The sequence below is a fragment of the Mesorhizobium sp. M0659 genome, from assembly GCF_040320605.1.
Taxonomy (GTDB): Bacteria; Pseudomonadota; Alphaproteobacteria; order Rhizobiales; family Rhizobiaceae; genus Mesorhizobium.
This window is the reverse complement of the sequence record NZ_JAMYPY010000012.1, coordinates 109,557-129,624: the sequence shown is the minus strand read 5'-3', so window position 1 is coordinate 129,624 and position 20,068 is coordinate 109,557. Positions and strand designations below refer to the sequence as shown.

Annotated in this window: 20 protein-coding genes and 1 pseudogene; 6 read left to right on the top strand and 15 right to left on the bottom strand. The window is 60.0% G+C overall.

All coding sequences use genetic code 11. The features are described from left to right. Positions 1-86: 86 nt before the first annotated feature. From NKI31_RS20150 to NKI31_RS20135, 4 genes are all read left to right on the top strand, one after another. Complete coding sequence (locus tag NKI31_RS20150; protein ID WP_023822559.1) at positions 87-854, top strand: hypothetical protein; 768 nt, start codon at positions 87-89, stop codon at positions 852-854. Between the two features lie 393 nt (positions 855-1,247). Further along, positions 1,248-1,643, top strand: coding sequence for an avidin/streptavidin family protein (locus NKI31_RS20145; RefSeq protein ID WP_023711810.1), 396 nt, complete (start codon positions 1,248-1,250; stop codon positions 1,641-1,643). A gap of 938 nt (positions 1,644-2,581) precedes the next feature. Continuing rightward, the gene (locus NKI31_RS20140) at positions 2,582-2,881 is read left to right on the top strand and encodes a hypothetical protein (protein WP_352652401.1); all 300 of its coding nucleotides are present in this window, start codon (positions 2,582-2,584) and stop codon (positions 2,879-2,881) included. Positions 2,882-2,937: 56 nt separating this feature from the next. Next, positions 2,938-3,021, top strand: a complete 84-nt coding sequence (locus NKI31_RS20135) for a MucR family transcriptional regulator (protein WP_081731033.1) — start codon at positions 2,938-2,940, stop codon at positions 3,019-3,021. 170 nt (positions 3,022-3,191) lie between these two features. Here the strand turns inward: NKI31_RS20135 and NKI31_RS20130 are convergent, their stop codons facing one another. The 15 genes and pseudogenes from NKI31_RS20130 to NKI31_RS20060 all read right to left on the bottom strand — a co-directional run bounded on the left by NKI31_RS20130 (position 3,192) and on the right by NKI31_RS20060 (position 18,430). Then, positions 3,192-3,470, bottom strand: a complete 279-nt coding sequence (locus NKI31_RS20130) for a DUF2274 domain-containing protein (protein WP_023692449.1) — start codon at positions 3,468-3,470, stop codon at positions 3,192-3,194. A gap of 13 nt (positions 3,471-3,483) precedes the next feature. Further along, positions 3,484-4,701: a TraB/TrbI/VirB10 family type IV secretion system protein gene (locus NKI31_RS20125; protein WP_352652400.1), complete on the bottom strand. Its 1,218-nt coding sequence runs from the start codon at positions 4,699-4,701 to the stop codon at positions 3,484-3,486. A gap of 10 nt (positions 4,702-4,711) precedes the next feature. After that, entirely contained in the window at positions 4,712-5,740 is a 1,029-nt protein-coding gene (gene trbG, locus NKI31_RS20120; RefSeq protein WP_031198762.1) for a P-type conjugative transfer protein TrbG, read from the bottom strand. After that, entirely contained in the window at positions 5,730-6,461 is a 732-nt protein-coding gene (gene trbF, locus NKI31_RS20115; RefSeq protein WP_023711815.1) for a conjugal transfer protein TrbF, read from the bottom strand. Before trbF ends, trbG begins: the two co-directional genes overlap by 11 nt. Continuing rightward, positions 6,462-7,784, bottom strand: a complete 1,323-nt coding sequence (gene trbL / locus NKI31_RS20110; RefSeq protein ID WP_023806695.1) for a P-type conjugative transfer protein TrbL — start codon at positions 7,782-7,784, stop codon at positions 6,462-6,464. It lies immediately after the preceding gene. A gap of 36 nt (positions 7,785-7,820) precedes the next feature. After that, positions 7,821-8,546, bottom strand: coding sequence for a P-type conjugative transfer protein TrbJ (trbJ, locus tag NKI31_RS20105; RefSeq protein WP_023669263.1), 726 nt, complete (start codon positions 8,544-8,546; stop codon positions 7,821-7,823). After that, complete coding sequence (gene trbE, locus NKI31_RS20100; protein WP_352652399.1) at positions 8,543-10,993, bottom strand: conjugal transfer protein TrbE; 2,451 nt, start codon at positions 10,991-10,993, stop codon at positions 8,543-8,545. Before trbE ends, trbJ begins: the two co-directional genes overlap by 4 nt. After that, positions 10,987-11,259: a VirB3 family type IV secretion system protein gene (locus NKI31_RS20095; protein ID WP_023689361.1), complete on the bottom strand. Its 273-nt coding sequence runs from the start codon at positions 11,257-11,259 to the stop codon at positions 10,987-10,989. The genes trbE and NKI31_RS20095 overlap by 7 nt, the downstream gene beginning before the upstream one ends. Continuing rightward, on the bottom strand, positions 11,259-11,567 hold the full coding sequence (locus tag NKI31_RS20090; RefSeq protein ID WP_023711818.1) for a TrbC/VirB2 family type IV secretion system protein: 309 nt from the start codon (positions 11,565-11,567) through the stop codon (positions 11,259-11,261). Before NKI31_RS20090 ends, NKI31_RS20095 begins: the two co-directional genes overlap by 1 nt. A gap of 11 nt (positions 11,568-11,578) precedes the next feature. Beyond that, complete coding sequence (trbB, locus tag NKI31_RS20085; RefSeq protein ID WP_023711819.1) at positions 11,579-12,547, bottom strand: P-type conjugative transfer ATPase TrbB; 969 nt, start codon at positions 12,545-12,547, stop codon at positions 11,579-11,581. Next, positions 12,544-12,957 (bottom strand): hypothetical protein, encoded by a 414-nt coding sequence (locus NKI31_RS20080; protein ID WP_023711820.1) that lies wholly within the window; start codon positions 12,955-12,957, stop codon positions 12,544-12,546. The genes trbB and NKI31_RS20080 overlap by 4 nt, the downstream gene beginning before the upstream one ends. Positions 12,958-13,076: 119 nt before the next feature. After that, the gene (locus NKI31_RS20075) at positions 13,077-15,107 is read right to left on the bottom strand and encodes a conjugal transfer protein TraG (protein WP_023711821.1); all 2,031 of its coding nucleotides are present in this window, start codon (positions 15,105-15,107) and stop codon (positions 13,077-13,079) included. Between the two features lie 438 nt (positions 15,108-15,545). After that, positions 15,546-16,564 (bottom strand): annotated as a pseudogene (locus NKI31_RS20070) (IS110 family RNA-guided transposase). 337 nt (positions 16,565-16,901) lie between these two features. Then, positions 16,902-17,903, bottom strand: coding sequence for a ParA family protein (locus NKI31_RS20065; RefSeq protein ID WP_023711822.1), 1,002 nt, complete (start codon positions 17,901-17,903; stop codon positions 16,902-16,904). 257 nt (positions 17,904-18,160) lie between these two features. Next, a complete protein-coding gene (locus tag NKI31_RS20060; protein ID WP_023806689.1) occupies positions 18,161-18,430 on the bottom strand; it encodes a site-specific integrase in 270 nt (89 codons plus the stop codon). 245 nt (positions 18,431-18,675) lie between these two features. Here NKI31_RS20060 and NKI31_RS20055 point away from each other — a divergent pair, with 245 nt between their 5' ends. Together NKI31_RS20055 and NKI31_RS20050 are read left to right on the top strand one after the other, a co-directional pair. Continuing rightward, a complete protein-coding gene (locus NKI31_RS20055; RefSeq protein ID WP_023711823.1) occupies positions 18,676-19,197 on the top strand; it encodes a KwaA family protein in 522 nt (173 codons plus the stop codon). Next, a complete protein-coding gene (locus tag NKI31_RS20050) occupies positions 19,198-20,067 on the top strand; it encodes a hypothetical protein (RefSeq protein WP_023711824.1) in 870 nt (289 codons plus the stop codon). It begins immediately after the preceding gene. Position 20,068: the final 1 nt, after the last annotated feature.

The following is a 20,068-nucleotide window of genomic DNA, read 5'->3' as shown; positions in this document are numbered from 1 at the left end:
CTAAGCCGAATTATACCGGCGCGATCCGATTGAAATGGCGACTGACGCGTATGGCTTTTTGAACGCCGTCGAGTACAACTCTCGCTATGGGGATCTCGCTCTATCGACAGTTCCGGAAAACCTTAAAGGGGACGCCGCTGACCGGGCGCTATATGCCCTACAATTGGTCGAACTTGCCCAATCCGATTGGCGTCCAATGGATGGCGTATTCGTGGATGCTCGACGAATTTGGGCGTGAGCTCGCCAATACCATCAATAGATTTACCAACGACGTCCATAGCCTGACAGCTTGGTCAAGGGTGATCCAGTCGCTAACGCAGAAGAAACAATTTGACGCGACCCATGAATTCATCGACACACTCGCCACCAACGCCTTGAACTCTCCCTATGTAGTCAAGGGGCGCTTCGGCTTCGCCGCCGCCCATCTGTGCCATCAGGCGAATATGCTCAAGCGGCCCGCCACCTGGAGCGACGACCTGCCGCTCGACTACGACATCTATCCCCACGTGGCTGACAAGTATGGCAAGTCTTGGGGATGCTACAAAGGACTTAAGCGCGCGCTTGACGCCATTGGCGCAAGTGCCTTCCGCGGTGGCACCGACGATTTCCGCAATGCCTACAATCATCGTTTCTCGCCGCGGTTTGTGGTTGGAATGACGCAACTCGTAACGCGGATCGTCAACGAGAAGACGGGCCAGGTCCGTTACGGGTTCGGCGGACGTGAGCCGCTCGACCTTGCCAAGATTGTGACCTTGCTGGAGCGAGAACAGATGCTGTTCTACGTCGCGTTCGCTAGCTTCCAAGAACTCGTACGCGAACACGAAGCGGCAATCCGAGAACAAGCCCAATGCTAGTCAGCGAATGTTCCGTGGCGCAGGGGGAGTGCGCCGATCTGAGGGGTGCATTCAATATCTGCGTCTAGAAACTGCCGTCCGGTGCGGGCAACAATTCTGTCTGAAATCAGATCCTGGACAGAGTCGTTCTTCTATTGCCGGCAACAAAGCGCAATGCGGGACAGAAAGATTGGTTGGAATGATGGATTGGCTCCGGAGGGGCCGGCGGTCTCTTGTCGCCGTCGTCAGCGCATTGGATTCATCGGCCATGACGAGTGGTGAATCTAGGCTGGCTGGTTTTCTGTCTTGATTGCTATCACCCCTTTTTCTCCCACAACTGACGGAACGTGCCTTGCTTCGTCAAGCTCCCTTTGGATATAAGCCACACAAGGTCGACCTTGGGAGGAATGTAACGTGCGAAAAGTTGAGACGGCGCTCAAGCTGCTTTCGATGACTTCAGGCAACGGTCCCGACTTTGCCGGACATTGGAAAAACGAGCTTGGTTCGAAGATGTTTCTTGCCGTTGTGGGGAACAAAGTGTCCGGTTCATATACGACCGCGAAAAGCGGGAGCGGGAAGTCCTTGACCGGAGACGTGGCCGGATTTGTAAATGGCGATCTAATCTCGTTTGTCGTCGCCTGGCCGGTAGCAGCGATAACTGCTTGGGTAGGGCAACTGACTACCGCTGCAGATGGTTCAGACGTTCTCGACACTCTTTGGCAGATGACGCAAAACGTTGCCGATGCCGAGGAACCCGACGATATGTGGGCTTCAGTCAACGCAGGTGCGGATCAATTCGTTCGGGAATAGCCGCTGGCAGATTCGGCTGTTGCTCTCGCTCGAAGGTTCGGCGATGGTGGACCTGTGATCTGACGAAGGCTAGAATAGCCGGTCTTACCTGTCCCGGATGTATAAGTTCGTCAGACCATTTGGCGCACCGATTTTGACCGCAGCTTGCCAATTGCGAGGATTTCCGCAACTTGGCAACAAGGATGGCGTCTGGCTGACCTTGTTCCTCGACCACCTGGCCCGATCCGGATCTAGCCGCCGACAGCGGTGCCCTGGGCGCGCCTGGGTATCAGGACGGTGATCTCAGCGGAGAATCGTATGACGAGGCTGCTGCATCAGACGACCGAGGGGCTGAGCGAAGTGGCCGTGCCTGACTTCACCTTGGCGCAAGTGCGTGAACATCTCCGCCGGTCCCGGCCGCGATCCTAAGTTCCTCCCTGACGACGTGCTGCTGTCGCTTACACGTCCCACATTGGCGGCGATCTATTGCCGAATTCCCGGAAGCGAGCGCTGGGCCGGCTGTCGGCGAATATGAGCTGGTCGATCGGTATTGGCGAAGGGCGACGATAGAGAAACGCACCCAGGCGTTCCATGCCAGCGACGGATATGCTTTGCTCCGTCTCGCTGGCACGCTACTTGATGGGAGTGCGATCTATCCGTGGACGGCCAGCGTTGCTGCCAGACTGGCCGTTGCAGACGCGACTCGCGATCGGCTCATCACCGCCGGCGTGCTGCGTCCCGCGCAGAGTCGGCCGCCTACCTGTTGTTGGAGCTCATGCCGAAAGGGCAGCGGACGTCCTGCTGGGCGACCACGCCGCAGCGCCGGTTCCCGTTCGCCATCAAATTAGGCGCTTGCTGTGCCGTGCCGCACCACGGCGACGCTTGGTCGAGACGATCACTCGCATGAGCGAGTGCACAGATAGTTCGGACCGTCTGAGGTCGCCGAACTTGCGGGATGGATGCCGATCGAGGAGTCTGTGGAGTTTCTCGAAGGCTTGGTCGACGGCGAGTCAGAAGCGGTTGAAAAGGCGGCTCTGGTCGCGTTGCGACAGCAACAGGCCGACGCCGAGACCGCAGAGCTCATCGCCGCTTTGCCGGACCAGCCGCAACCGCGGCAGTGGGCTTGGCTACATGCCCTAATTCGGCGTGGCGACCCCGCTCACCTCGCAGACCCCAAGGATCCGCGTTCGATCCATGCTTTGCTTGACCATCTTGGGCAATATTTCCGGGAGGAAGCGAATTCGCTGCTCAAGAAATGATCGAAGGAACTGGCGGACGCGGCTCGAGAAAAACTCCCCACCGGTAGATCGCACGCATGCACGGCCCCGATACATACCAGGCGAGGTGGGGACTGGCGAAGGACTATCCCGTGGTCGCCCTGAACTATTCGGCCGCCTGATAAGCGCTGGCAAAATCGTTAGGTTTGGGAAGGAAGGCTGCTCCGGCCAAGAAAACCTACCTCAACGCGTAAAGCGAAAGCCTGATCTCAATTTTGCGAAGCGCTCGCCGGGACCGGCCGCAACGCGGTCAGGATCAAGAACCTAGCGTGCGACCAAACGACACCAAGCGCTACCCGTTGTCCAGCGTGGAAGATGATTGCCTTCGTGGTTTCTCCGAGGCGCCAGCGCCCAGTAAACCTTCCTTTCTGGCCTTGGCAAATGCCCGGTCACCTTCCAGAAATCCGACCAGCATAAAGGGGATCAGTTCAGCCACGGTTTCGGACTCGCCATAGGTCTGACGGTAAAGTGCGGCATAGTCATTAAGTGCTTGGCTCAAGTCGGCGCCAACGGTGATGGTGATCTTCGAAGGTGTCCGGTCCGGAAGTTTTCCGAGTTTCAAATTAGCCATCAAGTCCTCCTGTTCACCCGGTATATGGCCGCAACACGAGGTCCTTGTGCACGACGACGCGCAACGGCCAACCAGGGCGGACGGTGATCGTGGGTTGGACGTTCAGGTTCTTTTCCGTGATCCGTTGGCCGGCTTGACTGACGTTCTGCTGGGCGGATTCACGAATTGCCTTGACCAAGTCGCTTTCATTTTCCCCAAAGCTCAACTCGGTACCAACCCCCAGCAATGTGGCCACCGCGACTCCCTTGATCAGCTGCCAAGTATGGAAATCCACCTTGTCCTCAAGCCCGGCATAGCCGGCCGCGTCGGTCACGGGCAGATTGTCGATTTCGGTAGAGGAGCCGTCCGGCATAACGATGCGTTGCCACACCAACAGAGCGCGCCTTTGCCCAAAGGCTACAACGCTATCGTAGGTGCCGATCAGCCGTGAGCCCTGCGGGATGAGCAGGATGCTGCCGGTGACGCTGTCGTGCACATTCTCGGTGATCTGGGCGACGACAAGGCCGGGCAGATCGGAATTGATGCCGGTGATCAGGCTTGCAGCGATCACGCTACCGGCCATGATCTGATAGGGCGAAGCCGGCGTCTGCAGTGCATGCGGGTTGTAGATCCCGCCGGTGTTCCGTTGGTCGATGAAATCGAGCTTGCGCTGTTGATTGTTCTGGTCGCCCTCGGCCGGCGCGACGGAAGCTCGCTGGCCTTCGGCATCTGGCTGCGGAGACGCCGTCTCGAAAGGCGAACGTCCGCCCTGCCCATTGCCAAAAGCTTCCGCCTGCTGGGGCCGGTTTTCGATGCGGAAGAGGACTTGCGACTCGCGCGCCTCAATCGCTTGTTGTGCAAGCCGCTGCGCCTCGGCGGAAACGTCTTGCCCAGGTGCGATGCCAAGCTGGCGCTGGTGCTCGAGAATAGGACGGCCGAGATCCCCGGGCAGCGGCGGTCCAAGCACCGGAGCCTTCGGCTTGCTCCCGGAATAGTCCTTGGGCAGCGATTCAAGTCCCTCGGCGGTCGGCTTGCGGTCCGTGCTGTAGAGCTCTTCGGCCTGCTGTTTCAGGCGCACTGCGGGTCCCCGCAGCGCCATCATCGTGACGCCAAAAACAGCGCCGGAACCAACAGCAGCGATCGCGACGATTATGCCGCGCCTGAACCGCACCGCTCGGCGGGGCGAGGCTCGCAGCTGCAGCTGTTCGGGATTGAGCTTCGGCGGAGCATTCGGATGGGAAGTATCGGTCATGAGCCTCCCCTCACCTGCCAAAACGCGAAAACAGCGAAACCCGCCGCGGCGGTTTCCGACCGTCGGTTCTCGTAATGCGCACCACCTGCTGCTGTTTGGTGCCCAGCCTTAGCTCGGCCGCAGCAAAGAGGCGATCGACGATGTAGTAGTTGCCGCGCATGCGATAGTTGACGAGCTGGTTGTCCCCGTCGGCTCCGACGATGAAGAGCGGCGGCGCCTCACCTTGGTCTATACGGCGCGGGAATTCGATATAGACCCTGCTGCCATCATCAAAGGCGCGCGTCGGTCTCCATGGTGGCGTGTCGCCGGCGATCGAATAGCGGAAGCGGATGTTTTCGAGTGCTACGTTCGAGGCCGCGGGCATTTCAGCCTCGGCCTGGGCGTTGCGCCGCCGAAGCGCCACGAGTTGGTCTTCGCTGTAAATCCAGGAGAGCGCCGCCATGGCAGTTTTCTCAGTGCTTTGAAGCTGCAGGTGATAGGATCGCCTGTCCGTCGTGATGACCAGATTGGTGGCAAGCCCGGGCGCGAATGGCTTCACCAGCACATGAGTGCGCTGGTCATCGCCTGAGCCACTAACGGTGTCGCCGATCACCCAACGGACCGTATCGCCGGCTGAGACCGAGGTCAGCTTCTCGCCCCGCTGCAATGAGATATCGGTGACGCGCTCCGGCGCGGCGTAGAGCTGGTAGAGCGCGCCGTCGGCAAAGGGGTAAACCTGCACCGCATTGACATAGCCAAACTTGGTGGGTTGTTGCGTCGCCGCCTTGTTGGCATCGGCGACCTGTTCTTCCGGCGAGCGCTTATCTGGGCCGGGCTTGCCGGGTGCGGGCATCAACTGACCAGGCAACGGTAACGGTTTCGGCACTTCCACGACCTTGATCGGCTTCTCCGGCGCCTTCTCGATCGCGGCTGGTTCGAAGTCCTCGTGGTCATAGGAAATCTGAGGCGGCGGCACTGGCTTCGAGGCACAGGCCGAAAGAACCGCAGCAGACGCCGACAGGATCAAGGCAGCACGAAGCAATGGGGCTCTATTTGTCATTGGCGGGCTCCTTAGGGGAAAAGGGGGTTGGCGCGGCGCTGTCGAGCTCGCGCGACCAGTCGATGGCGTTGATGAAGACGCCGAGAGGGTTCTTGCGCAGCTGGTCAGTGTTCGTCGGCGAGCGGATCACTATGGTGAGGATACCTGTCCAGCGCGTCGTGCTCGAAAGGCTACCACGCTCAAAAATCTGCTCGGTCCATTTGACCTGGAATGAACTGTCGGAAGCCCTGACGACGCTGGTCACCTGCACCGACACGCTGCGCGTGCCGATCTGACTGAACGGGTCGTTCGCCTTGGCATGCTCGTTGAGGAAAAGCGCCGCGCGGTCGGTGGCGAAGTCATAGGCCGACAGCCAGTTCTGCCGCACCAGCACCGGATCGGTGGAGATGGAGCGGACATTCTGGATGAAGCGGCCGAGATGCCAGGCGATCTGGGCATCGTCAGGCTGGTAGTCCTGAATTGCCGGCGCGACGGCGCGCGCCTCACCAAAACGGTCGACCTCAACGACGTAAGGCACAAAGCGGCCCTGCGCCGACTGCCATAGAAGCCCGCCGGAAAGCCCCGCGGCCAAGGCCAGGCAGCCAAAGGCCATAAGGCGCCAGTTCCTCGCCTGCACGCGCGCTGTGCCGATACGTTCGTCCCAGAGCTGACCGGCCTTTTGATAAGGTGTTTCAGGCTCGGACGTCTTTCCGTAACGCTGAACGGGTCGCTTGAAGAGCATCTAATCTTCCTTGTCGTTGAGAGAGGGGTTGGCGCCGCTTCCGCCCCGATCGCCATCGCGCACCACCTGCGTGGCAGCATGGCGATGGGCGCGCGCGGCCTGTTCGGAGCGCAGACGCCTTGCCCATGGAGGCGCCGGGGTTGGATCCGCAGCGGGCGAACTTCCGCTCATCGAGCTGAACGGCGTGCCACCGGTCGCTGTCCAGCCGGCATCGCGGCCGGCGTCGGCGCTGCGTCGGAAAGGCTCTGAAGCAGATCGCATTCCCTGCATCGCGGCGCCGCCAGCGGCACTCGCAACCCCCTGCAGCCCAGCAGCTACCCCGGACAGCCCGGACTCGGGCGATGTCGCGCGCCCCGTTTGCCAGGCGACGGTGGCAGCGGACCCCATGGCGGCGCCGGCACGGACTGCGGCGAGGCCGCCGCCTGTTGCCATGCGCGCGCCGGCAAACGCAGCGCCTCCGGCAACGAGCGTTGATCCAGCTGCGGCCGCCGTTGTTCCAAGTGCCGCGCCGGCGCCAAGCTGCGGCGCGCCGGAAACGAGACCCGAGGCAATCCCGGGGCCGAAAATGCCGAGCCCAAGCAGCGCCAGCGCACCCAGCACCTGAGACATGGCCGCCGCCAGGTCCGGCTCCTGGCCCTGCAGGGCGGAAGCGAACTCGCCAAAGAGCGTGGAGCCGATGCCGACGATGACGGCAAGCACCATCACCTTGATGCCCGACGAAATCACATTGCCGAGCACGCGCTCGGCCAGAAACGCCGAACGGTTCCAGAGCGCGAAGGGCACCAGGACGAAGCCGGCCAGCGTGGTGAGCTTGAACTCGAGGATGGTGATGAAGAGCTGGATGGAAAGAATGAAGAAGGCGATGAGGACCAGGAACCAGGCCAGAAGCAGCACGAAGATGGTGAGCGCGTTACCGAAGATCTCGGGGAAGCCTACTAGCTGGCTCGCTTGATTGAGGAGCGGCCAGGCGCCCTCGAAGCCGGCCGCGGCAATGCGGCCTGGCCGCAGGAGACTGTCGGCGGACAGGTTGCCGGCCGATGCGTTGATGCCGAGACCGGCAAAGGAGCGGTAAATTATGTCGGCGAGGTTCTTGAAATTGTTCAGGACGAAGGCGAAGGCGCCGACATAGAGCACTTTGCGAACAAGCCGGCCGAGAATGTTGGGCTCGCCGCCGAACGCCCAGACCAAGCCCGCGAGCGTGATGTCAATGCCGATCAGAATGGTGGTGAGAAAGGCGACGTCGCCCGAAAGCAGACCGAACCCACTGTCAATGTAGCGGGTAAAGGTCTCCATGAAGCGATCGATGACTCCGAGGTCGTTCATGTCGCCGCCTTCCTCGTTGTCTTGAAGAACTGCCGCTCAGTTGCCGGGATAAGCCGTGCCGGTGCCCAGGAAACGCTTCGTCGTCTCGCGAGCGGCTTCCTCAGACTGCGCCTTGCGCGCCGCATCCTCGGCCTCGGCCCGGAACTGGGTCGCAAGCAGCGTCTGGATCTGCATCTGCTGCTTGGTCGAAAGCGCGATCAGCTGATTGGTAGCCTGGCTTGCCTCGAGGGCACCTGCCGCGCCCTGACTGCGATTGACGAGATCGGTAAGCAGGTCGCCATCGGCCTGCACGTTCTCGACGATCTGCGACTGCGCGCTCATGGTCTGGCGGAACGCCTGCATGGCGCTCTGCCAGCGCTCGCGCGCGGCGCTCGCCACATCGCTGACCTTGATGGTGGCGTCGTAGCTTTCCGGATATTGCTGGCGCCACTGGTCCTGCAGCTTGTCGAGATCGAAGCTCAGGCCGCTCGCCTGGGTCATCAGACCGTCAATCCGTTGGAGCGAGCCGGTAAGCTGGCCCACGGAAGAGAAATCCAGGCGCTGAAGGTTGCGCGCCATGTTCTGCAGCATGGTCGCCTGGTTCTGAAGCGACTGGATTTGGTTGTTGATCTGCTCCAATGCGCGTGCTGCCGACAGCACATTCTGCGTATAGTTGGACGGGTCAAACACGATGAGCGCATAGGCCGGCTGGACGTAGTCAGCCATCGGTTTGGCAATCAGGGAAACGGTGACCAGGCTAGTAAAAAGGCGGCGTCCGATCATGACGATTGCTCCTTGTTAGGTTGAGGAAATTGCTGGAGAAGCTCGGCAGCCCAATCCAGGCCGCGCGCACTGAAGAAACGGGCGGCAAAGCTGCCCTGCCCTTCTTCGGAAAGAATATTGTCGATCAGGGTCTGCGCGGCCGGGTCGGAGGCGCCGCAAAGCGCAAGAGCGATCGGGCCTAGCCCGAGCTCGAAGAGGCGATTGCCGCGGCGCGACTGCAGATAGTAGTGGCGCTTCGGCGTGGCGCGGGCGACCAATTCGATCTGTCGCTCATTAAGACCGAAGCGCTCATAGGCTGCCCGTGCCTGCGGCTCCACCGCACGATCATTGGGGAGAAAAATGCGCTGCGGGCAGCTCTCGATGATTGCGGGTGCGATAGAAGAGCCGGCGATGTCGGCAAGCGACTGCGTCGCGAAGATGACGGAGACGTTTTTCTTACGCAGCACCTTAAGCCATTCGCGGATGCGGGCGGCAAAGAGCGGGTTGTCGAGATAGACCCAGGCCTCGTCGAGCATGAGCAGCGTCGGCCGCCCGTCAAACCGGTCCTCAAGACGATGGAACAGATAGGTGAGCACAGGCAGCACAGCGCCTTGGCTGTGCATCAGCTCCTGGGTTTCGAAACACTGCACATCCGAGATGGCCAGCCGGTCGTCATCGGCATCGAGCAGTCGGCCGAATGGTCCGTCGAGCGTGTAGGGCATCAATGCCGATTTGAGCGCATTGGACTGAAGCAGGACCGACAGGCCAGTCAGCGTGCGTTCCTGCGCCGGCGCGGTGGCGAGGCTGGTGAGCGCCGACCAGATTGCCTCCTTCACCTCCGGGGTGACGGTGACATTCTCGTGGGCAATGAGGCCGGCGATCCATTCGGCCGCCCAGCTCTGTGTGGCCGGGTCGTCGATGTGGCGCAGCGGCTGGAAAGCAAGCGCACCATTCGCACCCAACGCATGGTGGTCGCCGCCCATGGCAAGCGCGGCGGCGCGGGCCGAATTGCCTTTGTCGAAGACATAGATTTGCGCGCCAGCGTAGCGCCGGAACTGCAAAGCGATCAGGGCAAGCAGAACCGACTTGCCGGCACCGGTCGGCCCGACAATCAGCATGTGGCCGACATCGCCGATATGGGTCGAAAGCCGAAACGGCGTCGAGCCGCTGGTTTCGGCGAAAAGAAGCGGCGGAGCGTGATCGCCGGTGACCTCGGCAAGGTGCTCGTTCTCCGCTGGACCTGCCCACACGGACGACAGCGGCACGAGATGGGCAAGGTTAAGCGTGTGAACGAGCGGCTGGCGAACGTTGGCGTAGACATGACCCGGCAATGAACCAAGCCACGCTTCGACGGCATTGATGCTTTCGCGAATGGTGGTGAAGCCGAGCCCGTTGACGATCCGCTCGACGGAGCGAAGCTTTTCCGCGGCGGCTTTACGGTTCTGATCCCACACCGTCACCGTTGTGGTGAGATAGCCGAAGCCGACATGATCGCCGCCCAATGCCTGCAGTGCTGCATCGGCATCGAGCGCCTTGTTGTCGGCGTCGCTGTCGACGAGAGGCACCGGTTCGTTGGTCACCACCTCGCGCAGAATAGCCGCGATCGATTTGCGCTTGGCAAACCACTGCCGGCGGAGCCGAGTCAGCGTCTTCGTGGCTTCCGCCTTGTCGAGTGGAATGAAGCGCGTCACCCAGCGATAGGCGAAATCCTGGTTATTGAGCGCATCAAGGATTCCTGGCCGGGTGACGTTCGGAAAGCCGAGAACTGTGAGCGTGCGCAGATGCTGCTCGCCCAGCATCGGCTCTAGGCCGCCGGTCAGCGGCGCGTCAACCAGGACGCCGTCGAGATACATTGGCGTTTCCGGCACGGCGACCGGATGACGGCGTGTCGAGATCGTGCCGTGCAGGTAAGTCAGGGTCTCGGCATCGTCGAGCGCGCGCACCTCGGGCACGAAGCCCGAAAGAAGATCGAGAACGCGGTCAGTCTCGTCTCGGAACCGGGCAAGCTCCTGGCGCCAGTCTCTTTCCCCTCCCAAGTCATGCGAGTCGACGAGAGCACTTTCCGCGCGCGCTTGGCCATCGGGCCCGGGCATGAAGACCAAGGTCAGATGATAGATGCTCTCGAAATGCGCGACCTTGCCCTCGAAGGCCGCGCGCCGTTCCTCATCGATCAGCCATGAGGCAGCATCGGGAAGGGCCGAGCTCGCATAGCCCAGCGCTTCGATGCGCTCGGCCTCGAAGAATAATGCCCAGCCAGAGCCGAGCCTTCTCAGCGCATTGTTTGCCCGCGCGCATATGCCGATGAGTTCGGCCTCCGTCGCGCTTTCAAGGTCGGGGCCACGAAACCGCAATGTCCGTTGGAAGCTGCCATCCTTGTTGAGCACGATGCCGGGCGCGACGAGTGCTGCCCAGGGCAGATGGTCGGCAAGCCGGTCGGCTTTGCCGCGGTATTCGGAAAGCTTCAGCATGCAAGCCAGCCCTTTTGACGAAGATGACGGACAAGCACGCTGGCAAAATCCGGATCACGCCGTGCGGCAAAGACCGCGAGCGTGTGGCCGGCGATCCAGAGGATCAGACCGGCAATCCACTGCTGCAGGCCTAGGCCGATGGCGGCGGCCACCGTGCCATTGAGGATCGCCACCGCCCGCGGCGCGCCGCCGAGCAGGATCGGCTCGGTGAGCGCCCGATGGACCAGAACCTCGAAGCCTTCGATATGCTGCTCTCCGGTGCTCATCAGACGACTGCCCCGCCGCCAAAGGAGAAGAAGGAAAGAAAGAAGCTCGAGGCCGCGAAGGCGATCGACAGGCCGAAGACGATCTGGATCAGCCGGCGGAAACCGCCCGCCGTGTCGCCGAACGCAAGGGTAAGGCCAGTGGTTATGATGATGATCACGGCAACGATCTTGGCCACCGGCCCCTGCACCGATTCCAGGATCTGCTGAAGCGGCTGTTCCCACGGCATGCCGGAGCCGGCAGCGTGAGCCTGGGCCGTGAGAAGAAGCGCGACGGCGGCGGACGAAAGAAAGCAAATTTTCTTGCGCATGAGATGACCTTTCAAAGCTGCTGGAGTTGCGGAAGAGTGAGCTGGCCAACGGCGTAGTCGCCACTGCCGTCGAGACCCGTGACCTCGGCGATCGCGTCAACGCGGCGCGCGGGTCCTCTTCCGGCAATAAAGATGACCAAGTCGACGGCATCGGCGATCAGCCGGCGGGGAACGGTGACAACGGCTTCCTGAGCGAGCTGCTCAATACGATAGAGTGCGGAGCGTGCCGAATTGGCGTGAACGGTGGCAATGCCGCCGGGATGTCCGGTGTTCCATGCCTTCAGCAAATCGAGCGCTTCCGCGCCTCTGACTTCGCCGACGATGATGCGGTCGGGCCTCAGCCGTAAGGTCGAGCGTACGAGATCGGCGAGTGTGATGGAGCCCCGCCTCGTCCTCATGGCAACGCAGTCCTTGGCCGCGCATTGCAGCTCGCGGGTGTCCTCAATCAGGATCACCCGCTCATCGCATTCGGCGACTTCTGCCAGTAGAGCATTGGTAAGTGTCGTTTTGCCCGACGATGTGCCGCCGGCGACCAGGATGTTGCGCCGCTCGCGCACTGCCTTCCTCAGGGCATCAGCCTGCAGCGGGAGCATGACGCGATCGGCGACGTAGTTGGCCAGCGTGTAGAGTTTTGCCGCCGGTTTGCGGATGGCGAAGCATGGCGCCAGCACGACCGGCGGTAGCAGACCCTCGAAACGCTCGCCTGAGGGTAGTTCGGCACTGACGATTGGGTTGTCCGCATGCGCCTCGGCGCGCACGTGAGAGGCAACGAGGCGGACGATGCGTTCGGCCTCGGAAGGATGCATATGCACGCCGGTATCGACCCGGCCTTCTCCCAACCGGTCGAGCCGCAGCGCGCCGTCGGGGTTGACCATCACCTCGATGACGGTCGGATCGGCAAGGGCCTCGGTGATCGCGTGGCCCATGGCTGTGCGCAGCATGGCGCGGCGGCGGTGGTCGGCTGCGGGATGAGAGCTCATCCTTCGCCTCCATTGCCATTGCCGTTGCCAAGCGAGCGCTTCCCGGAGGCGATCTGGCGACCGACCTGCTCGACGAATTTGTCAAAGCGCTCTTGGGCAATCGCCTGTGTCGCCCGATCCGGGACCGGCGTGTGGGAATGAAGCGTAATCGAAAAGCGTATGAAGAGTGCGAGGCTCTCCAGGATCACCTCGACATCGGTTCGGATATGGTCGAGGTCGCGAGAAAGACGGTCGAGACGCCTGCCATAACGATTGTCGAGTTCGTTCTCGCCACGCCGCTCGATGAAGGCCTCGACTGCTTTCGCAACGATCGCCGATTTTGTGGTCGACGGGTTGCGGCTCAGCGTTTCCAGCTTCTCGCTTAACGCGGGTTCGAGCAGAAACTGGTGGCGAATGCGATGGGGCTTCATGGGGCTCGTTCCGACTGGCCGGCGCTGATGCGCCGGCGGCGGCAACGAACATCGCCGATATCTGAAAAATCGCTTATGGGCGTTATCTACGCTGAGATACGCCTGAGCTGCGAAAGCGCTTAGAAGCCGGGGATGATGTCCTTGTCGTCGCCCCTTCCCTCGTTGATACCGTAGGCGCTGGCTGCGGTGGAAACCCGGTCCATGACGCGCTTGTCTGCGAGTGCCTCGGCGTCATCGTCGGCCAGATTGAAGAGGTCGTCTTGATCAGGCTCCTGAGAGACGACGACGTGGTCTTCAGGCAGGCCGGGATGACGCTGCTGTTGCACGCCGCCGTCTTCTTCGATTGCCGCGCCGGCGTTTTCGTCATCTGCAGCGAGACGGCGGTCAACACTGCGGACTAGTCCGCTCCAATCGTCGGGGCGCGACGCAGGACAGTCCGCGTACAGACCGTCGCGCAACACCGGCGCCGGCAGCACCCGTTCGGTGAAATTCTGGTCCTCGTAGTAGCGGAGCTTGTTCGCACGGATCGGCGGCAATCCTGATATCAGCACCAGCTCGTCCGAAGGCGGCAATTGCATCACCTCGCCTGGTGTCAACAGCGGTCGCGCAGTTTCCTGGCGGCTCACCATGACGTGCGAAAGCCAGGGTGCCAGCCGATGGCCGGCATAGTTGCGCATGGATCTGAGTTCCGTCGCTGTACCGAGCGCGTCCGAGATGCGTTTGGCCGTGCGCTCGTCATTGGAAGAAAAGGCAATCCGCACATGGCAATTGTCGAGAATGGCGTTGTTCTCGCCATAGGCCTTGGAGATCTGGTTCAAGGATTGAGCGATCAGATAGGCGCGGATGCCGTAGCCTGCCATGAAGGCAAGCGCGGTCTCGAAGAAATCGAGGCGTCCGAGCGCCGGGAATTCGTCGAGCATCATGAGGAGTTGATGCCTGCGGCTCTTCTTCGGGTCACCCTCCAGGCGCTCAGTCAGCCTGCGGCCGATTTGATTGAGCACCAGTCTCACCAGCGGCTTGGTGCGCGAGATGTCCGACGGCGGCACGACCAGATAGAGCGACATCGGCCGCTCGGCATCCATCAGGTCCGCAATGCGCCAGTCGCAGGCCGATGTTGCCGCGGCCACGGTCGGATCACGATAGAGACCGAGAAACGACATGGCGGTCGAGAGAACGCCTGAGCGCTCGTTCTCTGATTTGTTAAGCACCTCGCGAGCCGCCGAGGCCACGACGGGATGGACCCGAGGTTTGTCCGCCGTGCCGAGGTGGTTGGTGGTCATCATCCGCAGCAGTGTCGTGGCAAACGAGCGTTGCGGATCCGACAGGAAAGTGGCGACGCGGGCGAGCGTCTTCTCTTCTTCGGCGTAGAGCACGTGCAAGATGGCCCCGACCAAGAGTGAATGACTAGTCTTCTCCCAATGATTCCGCCGCTCCAGCGCGCCTTCCGGATCGACGAGAATGTCGGCGATGTTCTGAACGTCGCGGACCTCATCTGAGCCCCTGCGCACTTCCAGCAGCGGGTTGTACCGCGCCGACCTTGGATCAGTCGGGTTGAACAAAAGGGAGTACGAGAACATCGACCGCCAGCCGGAGGTCAGCTGCCAGTTCTCGCCCTTGATGTCGTGAATGACGGCCGAGCCGGTCCAGGAAAGAAGAGTTGGAACGACCAATCCGACGCCCTTGCCCGAACGTGTCGGCGCAAAGGCCATGACGTGTTCCGGCCCGTCATGGCGCAGATAGTGATCCTTCAGCTTGCCAAGGAAAACACCGGCTGGTCGAAACAGCCCTGCCTTCTCGATCTCGCAAGACACGGCCCATCGCGACGAGCCATAAGTGGTGACTAGGCCGCGCTGCCGCGCACGCCAGAGGGAGCCAGCGATGGCGGCCGCGCAGCCCATGAAGCCTGTGGTGGCCGCAAGCATCCCGGCCGTGTCGAAGACCTCGGGCGCGTATGCGTCGAAATGGAACCACCACTCGAACAGTTGCCACGGCTTGTAGATCGGCCATCCGGCTGCGACAAACCATGGGGGTCCGAGTTGCGGCTGATAATCTAAAGTTTGGGCGCACCATTGAGTCGCTGTCCATACGCCGAGAATGACGATGGCGAACACAACGACTATCTGACCGACAAGGAGCTTCGTCGGTGTCATGGGCGCAGCCTCCGAGTTTTGTTAAACGGAAGCAGGATGGCGTGACGTTTCAGAATATTGAAGATACCCAATATACGCGCCCGTGCGATGCAGTGAACGTTGCAGGCTTAGAAGATTGGGGGCGCCAAGAAATGTCATCGCGAAGGCACGAGCGAATGACTTGTATGGGGCCGTGTATGGACGGCTCTCCGTTGGCAAGGGATTCTTTGAGCGTTGCCGTTGCTGGTTGGTGCGGCCATGTATCCGACCTGTAGGTGCGGCCTATCATGTGCCGCTGGCCATAATGCCATTCGCGCGTCTCAGGTCCCGATCGTAAGCTCGCACTCAAGGTGCACGGCCCCAGTGGGTTTTCCTGATCCGGCGGTATCAACCGGCTTTGTGCATTAGCTCCTGTCCGCCCTTTCCAACCTCGTCAGCGATCGCTCGCCTTATCTTGTTCTATGCGATGACCGGCTCCCTGTAGCGCTCGCCGTTCGTCATCAGTGCCCAGACCATCCGGGCGGTCTTGTTGGCCAACGCAACCGCCGCAACCTTGGCTGTTCGCCGCGCCATCAACTGCACGAGCCATGGCCTCCTGGTACCGTTGCGCTCGGCATAGCGGATGACCGCCATCGCACCCACCACGAGCAACTGCCGCAAGTAGCGATTGCCGGCCTTGGAGATACTGCCGAGCCTCTCCTTCCCCCCGCTCGAGTGCTGCTTCGGCACGAGTCCGATCCATGCCGATAGACAGCGCCCCGACTTGAACGCATGCGCATCGGCGACCGTAGCCACGAATGCACTTGCCAGCAGCGGGCCGACGCCTGGGATTTCCATCAACCTGCGACCAAGCTCGGTCTCACGCGCATTCGCCCGAACCCTACGATCGTTTTCGAGGATCTGTTGCTTCACGACCCTGAGCTGCGCCTCAAGCGAGGCATAGCCGCGCGTCAGCTGGTATCCTGGTCTCGTTCTCGTCGTTGACGACCACGAGCAGTTGCTCAATCCCATTCCGCCCGATCGGCGCTACGATCCCGAACTCGGATAGGTGTGCCCGCAACGCGTTCGATATCTGCGTGCGCTGGCGGTTGAGCATCAACCGGACCCGGTGCAGCCATCATCACACTTTGCTGCTCGGGTGATTTCGCAGGCACGAAGCGCATGGTCGGCCGAGTGACCGCCTCGCAGATCGCCTCTGCATCTGGGGCATCATTCTTCTGCCGCTTCAGATAAGGCTTCACATATTGTGCCGGCAGTAACCTCACATCGTGACCACGTGCGATTAGCTCGCGAGCCCAATAATGCGACGAGCTGCAGGCTTCGATACCGACCAGGCAACGTGGCAGGCTCTCGAAGAATGCCATCACGCGCCCACGCGTCAGCTTCCTGCGAGCGACAACCTCACTCGCCGCATCCACCCCGTGGATTTGAAACACTGACTTCGCAATATCCAGACCAATCGTCGTAACGTTGCCTATCATAGATCTCCTCCAGCTTCTGGCCCAACGATCATACCGCAGGGCGGGAGGAGAGCCGTCCACCGCATCATCTGCCGACTGTCCGGTTCTGGCCGAGAAACTCAGAAAGCCGCCGTTCGGCACCCGACCCCAAGTCAGCCCTTCGGTTTGATCATGTCGTCGCCCGAAACTTGCCGTTCGTTCGATTCCAATAGTGGACTGAGTTAGGAGCACTTCGAGACCGATCTCGGCCGAGAATCGTATCGGCTGTTGGGAGTATATTTCGACTCTTGCAGCGGCCCAAAGCAATACCCATCCCCCAATTCAATGCAGAAGTATGAGGTCAATCAAGCAATCTCTAAGGCCAAGCGGAAACTGAGTTGAGGGTGTCAACTATCTCTGCAAAATGATCGGCCGAATCCCTAGCCTTCGCAAGATGAGCACCGCGAACGCCATCGCTAGAATTACAGTAGAAGATCGGCTTCTTGGCGTCCATAGAATATGGAACAAGGCTGTGAAGATTTGGGATCAAACCCAGTTTATAATCATCATCGTGCCAAACCTGTACTTGATTCAGAGGAGTAAGCTTTTCGATAATGTTTGCGCGAATCGCAGGCTCGAGTTCGTTCCCGTAAATTTGCCAACCTTCCGTCATCCCAACAGCATTTGAACGTACGTTATGCTGTTGAACGACGTAGCCAAGGTAGCTCGGTCTCCCCTTGGGGATAGAGAGAGTGGGGTCCTTCCATGCGGTATTAGTTTGATCCCACTCTTTCCGCCATCCGACCAGCTTGTTGCCGAGGTTTTCCGTTCCTTGAATGGAAAACAGGTCGGGAGCCAGAGGCGTGATGAAGTAATCCGCCGAGGCTAGAACAGCTCGGTTCAGCGCGCCCAGGTTGGGACCGAGATCCAACAGCACCAAGTCTGCGCGGACTTTCTCGCTAGCCCATTGAATGTAGCGATGGATTGCAGATTGAGCTCGCACCGCAGGCTCGTTGCCACCTCGTGCAGCACTCCAGGTGTCGCCCAATGTGTCTTCAAAATCGCTGAGTCGAAGATCCCCCGGCACGAGATACAGCTTGCCCTGAGCGTGTGGAACCGGACTAGGCTGTCTCTGGCGAATGTCGCCGATGCCTCGTGCGACACGCTCAATGGCTCGGTAGATACTGTTTCCCTCCGTGCCCCACGATTGTCGAATAGCAGTGTCGCTCAAGCAATATGCACTCAGGTTACATTGACTGTCGCAATCGACCATCAGGACGGTGAGCCCGCGCGCGGCGAGAAGATGCCCAACATGATACATGTAGGTCGTTTTTCCGACACCGCCTTTGTTATTGAAAATCGCAATGCTCTTGGTCATTTGAAATTCCTTTTGTTCGTGATGACCATAAGCGGCCCACGGTCGGTTCGCCACAGATATGAAATTAATCTTCCTCGAATTGCGGTACAAATGTGGAATGTCCTCAGGCCTCCGCATAAGAGCAGTCAAGGTCGTGCATTGGGAATGCCAGCAATTCGTTGAATTTTACGGTTCTCCTCGATGTGCTTAAACGGCTGAAACGTCGCATGCCCAGCTCAAGAGCTGTCCGTCCGCTTCCCACCCCACAATTGTCGAAGCTACCCGGTATTCCACGTGTCAGCGCGAGTCCCTATCTCCGGTCGGGCGACCACATCGCGAATCCTGATCTTGACCAGGTCACAACCGCGAAGCTTGCTGTCGATTGCTAGATCGAATAGCGCACGGTCCCGAACGCGTCTCTTGCGATCGAGGAAAAAGCGAATTGCCCAGATCTGCTTCTGGTTGAACGGACGCTTGGTGACGACCCTCTTTCCGGCATTCCAAGCTGCGCGCTCGCGACTGGCATCATCGAATTGAGAATGGCCCATGTGAGTTCTCCTCGGCCTTGATTGGCCGAGAGAGAACGTCGCACGACACTACCGCTCAGGGGCCGTAAACCTGAATGGCAGCTTCGAGAGCAGATGCCGATAAAAGCTGCCATGGGACCTAAGATCGGAACAGGGCGGGCCCGATAGAGGGCCTTATCAGGACGAAGCGATCTCTTCGCCTAAAAACGCTGTGGACTTCTGTAGTCGTATCGCCGCCGAATGCTGCAACGTGATAGAAGAGCCAAATGTTCAATGTTTTTGCCAGACTAGTCTTCACAAGCACGGCCCTCGCCCCGGTCGGATTGACCTATGCTTGGGTTGCGTGGGTTGAATGTGCGCCCCAGACGGCAAAATTCATCCTGACAGGCTGCCTAATCCTTTGTGTCCTATGCGTCGGGATTCTCTGGAGCGCTAAACGCTCACTGCCCGCGTCTAAATTCAAAGCAGCGTCAATCGAGGCTGCGGACCATGAGAACACCGCGTTTCTCCTCCTCTATGTAATGCCGCTATTCACGTCGCAATTCAACACACTAGATTGGAAATTCTGGGTGCCAACTGTCGCAATATTTGGCGTGATAACCGCCACTGGGTACAACTACCATTTCAACCCCTTGCTTGGCTTGCTTGGGTGGCACTTCTACAAAGTCCAATCTGCTGAAGGGGTGACTTTCGTGCTGATAACGAAGAAACATCTTCGCACTGCCGCCACGGAATTGCAGGTAGGCCAGCTCACAGAATACATTCTGCTCGATCTGGGGGGAAAATAAATGACTCAACTCTACGCCGTATGCCGTCCGGCCGAGATAGCCGAAGTCAGACACATTCAATTGGCCAATCCGCTGCAGGCCCAACTAAACGGGGTGTTCGAAAACCAAGAAGCTCAATTCATGGCCGGCATCGCCAACGAAATTGCATTCACGGGCGATTGGATTCCAGACAGCGAGGATGTGCTCTTCATCCAAAGCCTGCCAGAGGCACAAGCGCTGCTAGCTGCAGCGGACCAGAACGCGGTCGCACTTCCCGTACTCGATGTCGCCAATTTTCAAGATCAATCCGTCAAGGGCCTATTCGCCGTCCTCGGCAATGGCCCAAATCGGCGGCTCTTGATCCAGAACTTTGGCCCGCAACAGGTGCTATCTAATCGTTTCGCGTTTTTATATGAGGGCGATGTTTTTCGACGGCTCGTCGAACCGGCATTCTCACTGGATAATAAATTGGTAGCAACCGTCGACGCGATAGGACTGGTCCGGTTCAAGAGTTACTCCATGTTACGGCGCGTCCTCGATATGTCCCCTGTCTTCCGAGACGCAACCGATCCTGAGCTAGCTGCATTTTGCGGCCACGCTAGCCTCGCCATCGGGGATGCTGCGGCGTTCGTAGCCGGAGCTGATGAAGGTATCCGAAAGCACGTTCTTGCAATCACGAAGACCAACGTTCTTGGAAATCACCCGGTCGCAAATATTCAGGCGCAGGCAGTGGCTATAGGATTTCCAATCGCCGTAAATGCAGGCCGTATCGAGATACCAGCCGATCGAAAAGGCGCAAAGGCTCTATTCAGTTTCCTACTGAATAAGGTCTATCTCGGGCCTATCGACCAACAGCTCTTCATAACCAATTCAAACCGACCTCTGGCCTAGC

Bases quoted from the DNA above. Each gene is read 5' to 3' on its own strand.
- trbB (WP_023711819.1), bottom strand. From the start codon at position 12,547: ATGAGCTCTCATCCCGCAGCCGACCACCGCCGCCGCGCCATGCTGCGC.
- NKI31_RS20065 (WP_023711822.1), bottom strand. From the start codon at position 17,903: ATGACCAAGAGCATTGCGATTTTCAATAACAAAGGCGGTGTCGGAAAA.
- NKI31_RS20060 (WP_023806689.1), bottom strand. From the start codon at position 18,430: ATGGGCCATTCTCAATTCGATGATGCCAGTCGCGAGCGCGCAGCTTGG.
- NKI31_RS20135 (WP_081731033.1), top strand. From the start codon at position 2,938: ATGCACGGCCCCGATACATACCAGGCGAGGTGGGGACTGGCGAAGGAC.
- NKI31_RS20055 (WP_023711823.1), top strand. From the start codon at position 18,676: ATGTTCAATGTTTTTGCCAGACTAGTCTTCACAAGCACGGCCCTCGCC.
- NKI31_RS20050 (WP_023711824.1), top strand. From the start codon at position 19,198: ATGACTCAACTCTACGCCGTATGCCGTCCGGCCGAGATAGCCGAAGTC.
- NKI31_RS20095 (WP_023689361.1), bottom strand. From the start codon at position 11,259: ATGAGCACCGGAGAGCAGCATATCGAAGGCTTCGAGGTTCTGGTCCAT.
- NKI31_RS20090 (WP_023711818.1), bottom strand. From the start codon at position 11,567: ATGCGCAAGAAAATTTGCTTTCTTTCGTCCGCCGCCGTCGCGCTTCTT.
- NKI31_RS20140 (WP_352652401.1), top strand. From the start codon at position 2,582: ATGCCGATCGAGGAGTCTGTGGAGTTTCTCGAAGGCTTGGTCGACGGC.
- trbF (WP_023711815.1), bottom strand. From the start codon at position 6,461: ATGCTCTTCAAGCGACCCGTTCAGCGTTACGGAAAGACGTCCGAGCCT.
- NKI31_RS20075 (WP_023711821.1), bottom strand. From the start codon at position 15,107: ATGACACCGACGAAGCTCCTTGTCGGTCAGATAGTCGTTGTGTTCGCC.
- NKI31_RS20125 (WP_352652400.1), bottom strand. From the start codon at position 4,701: ATGACCGATACTTCCCATCCGAATGCTCCGCCGAAGCTCAATCCCGAA.
- trbL (WP_023806695.1), bottom strand. From the start codon at position 7,784: ATGAACGACCTCGGAGTCATCGATCGCTTCATGGAGACCTTTACCCGC.
- NKI31_RS20130 (WP_023692449.1), bottom strand. From the start codon at position 3,470: ATGGCTAATTTGAAACTCGGAAAACTTCCGGACCGGACACCTTCGAAG.
- trbG (WP_031198762.1), bottom strand. From the start codon at position 5,740: ATGACAAATAGAGCCCCATTGCTTCGTGCTGCCTTGATCCTGTCGGCG.
- NKI31_RS20150 (WP_023822559.1), top strand. From the start codon at position 87: ATGGGGATCTCGCTCTATCGACAGTTCCGGAAAACCTTAAAGGGGACG.
- trbE (WP_352652399.1), bottom strand. From the start codon at position 10,993: ATGCTGAAGCTTTCCGAATACCGCGGCAAAGCCGACCGGCTTGCCGAC.
- trbJ (WP_023669263.1), bottom strand. From the start codon at position 8,546: ATGATCGGACGCCGCCTTTTTACTAGCCTGGTCACCGTTTCCCTGATT.
- NKI31_RS20080 (WP_023711820.1), bottom strand. From the start codon at position 12,957: ATGAAGCCCCATCGCATTCGCCACCAGTTTCTGCTCGAACCCGCGTTA.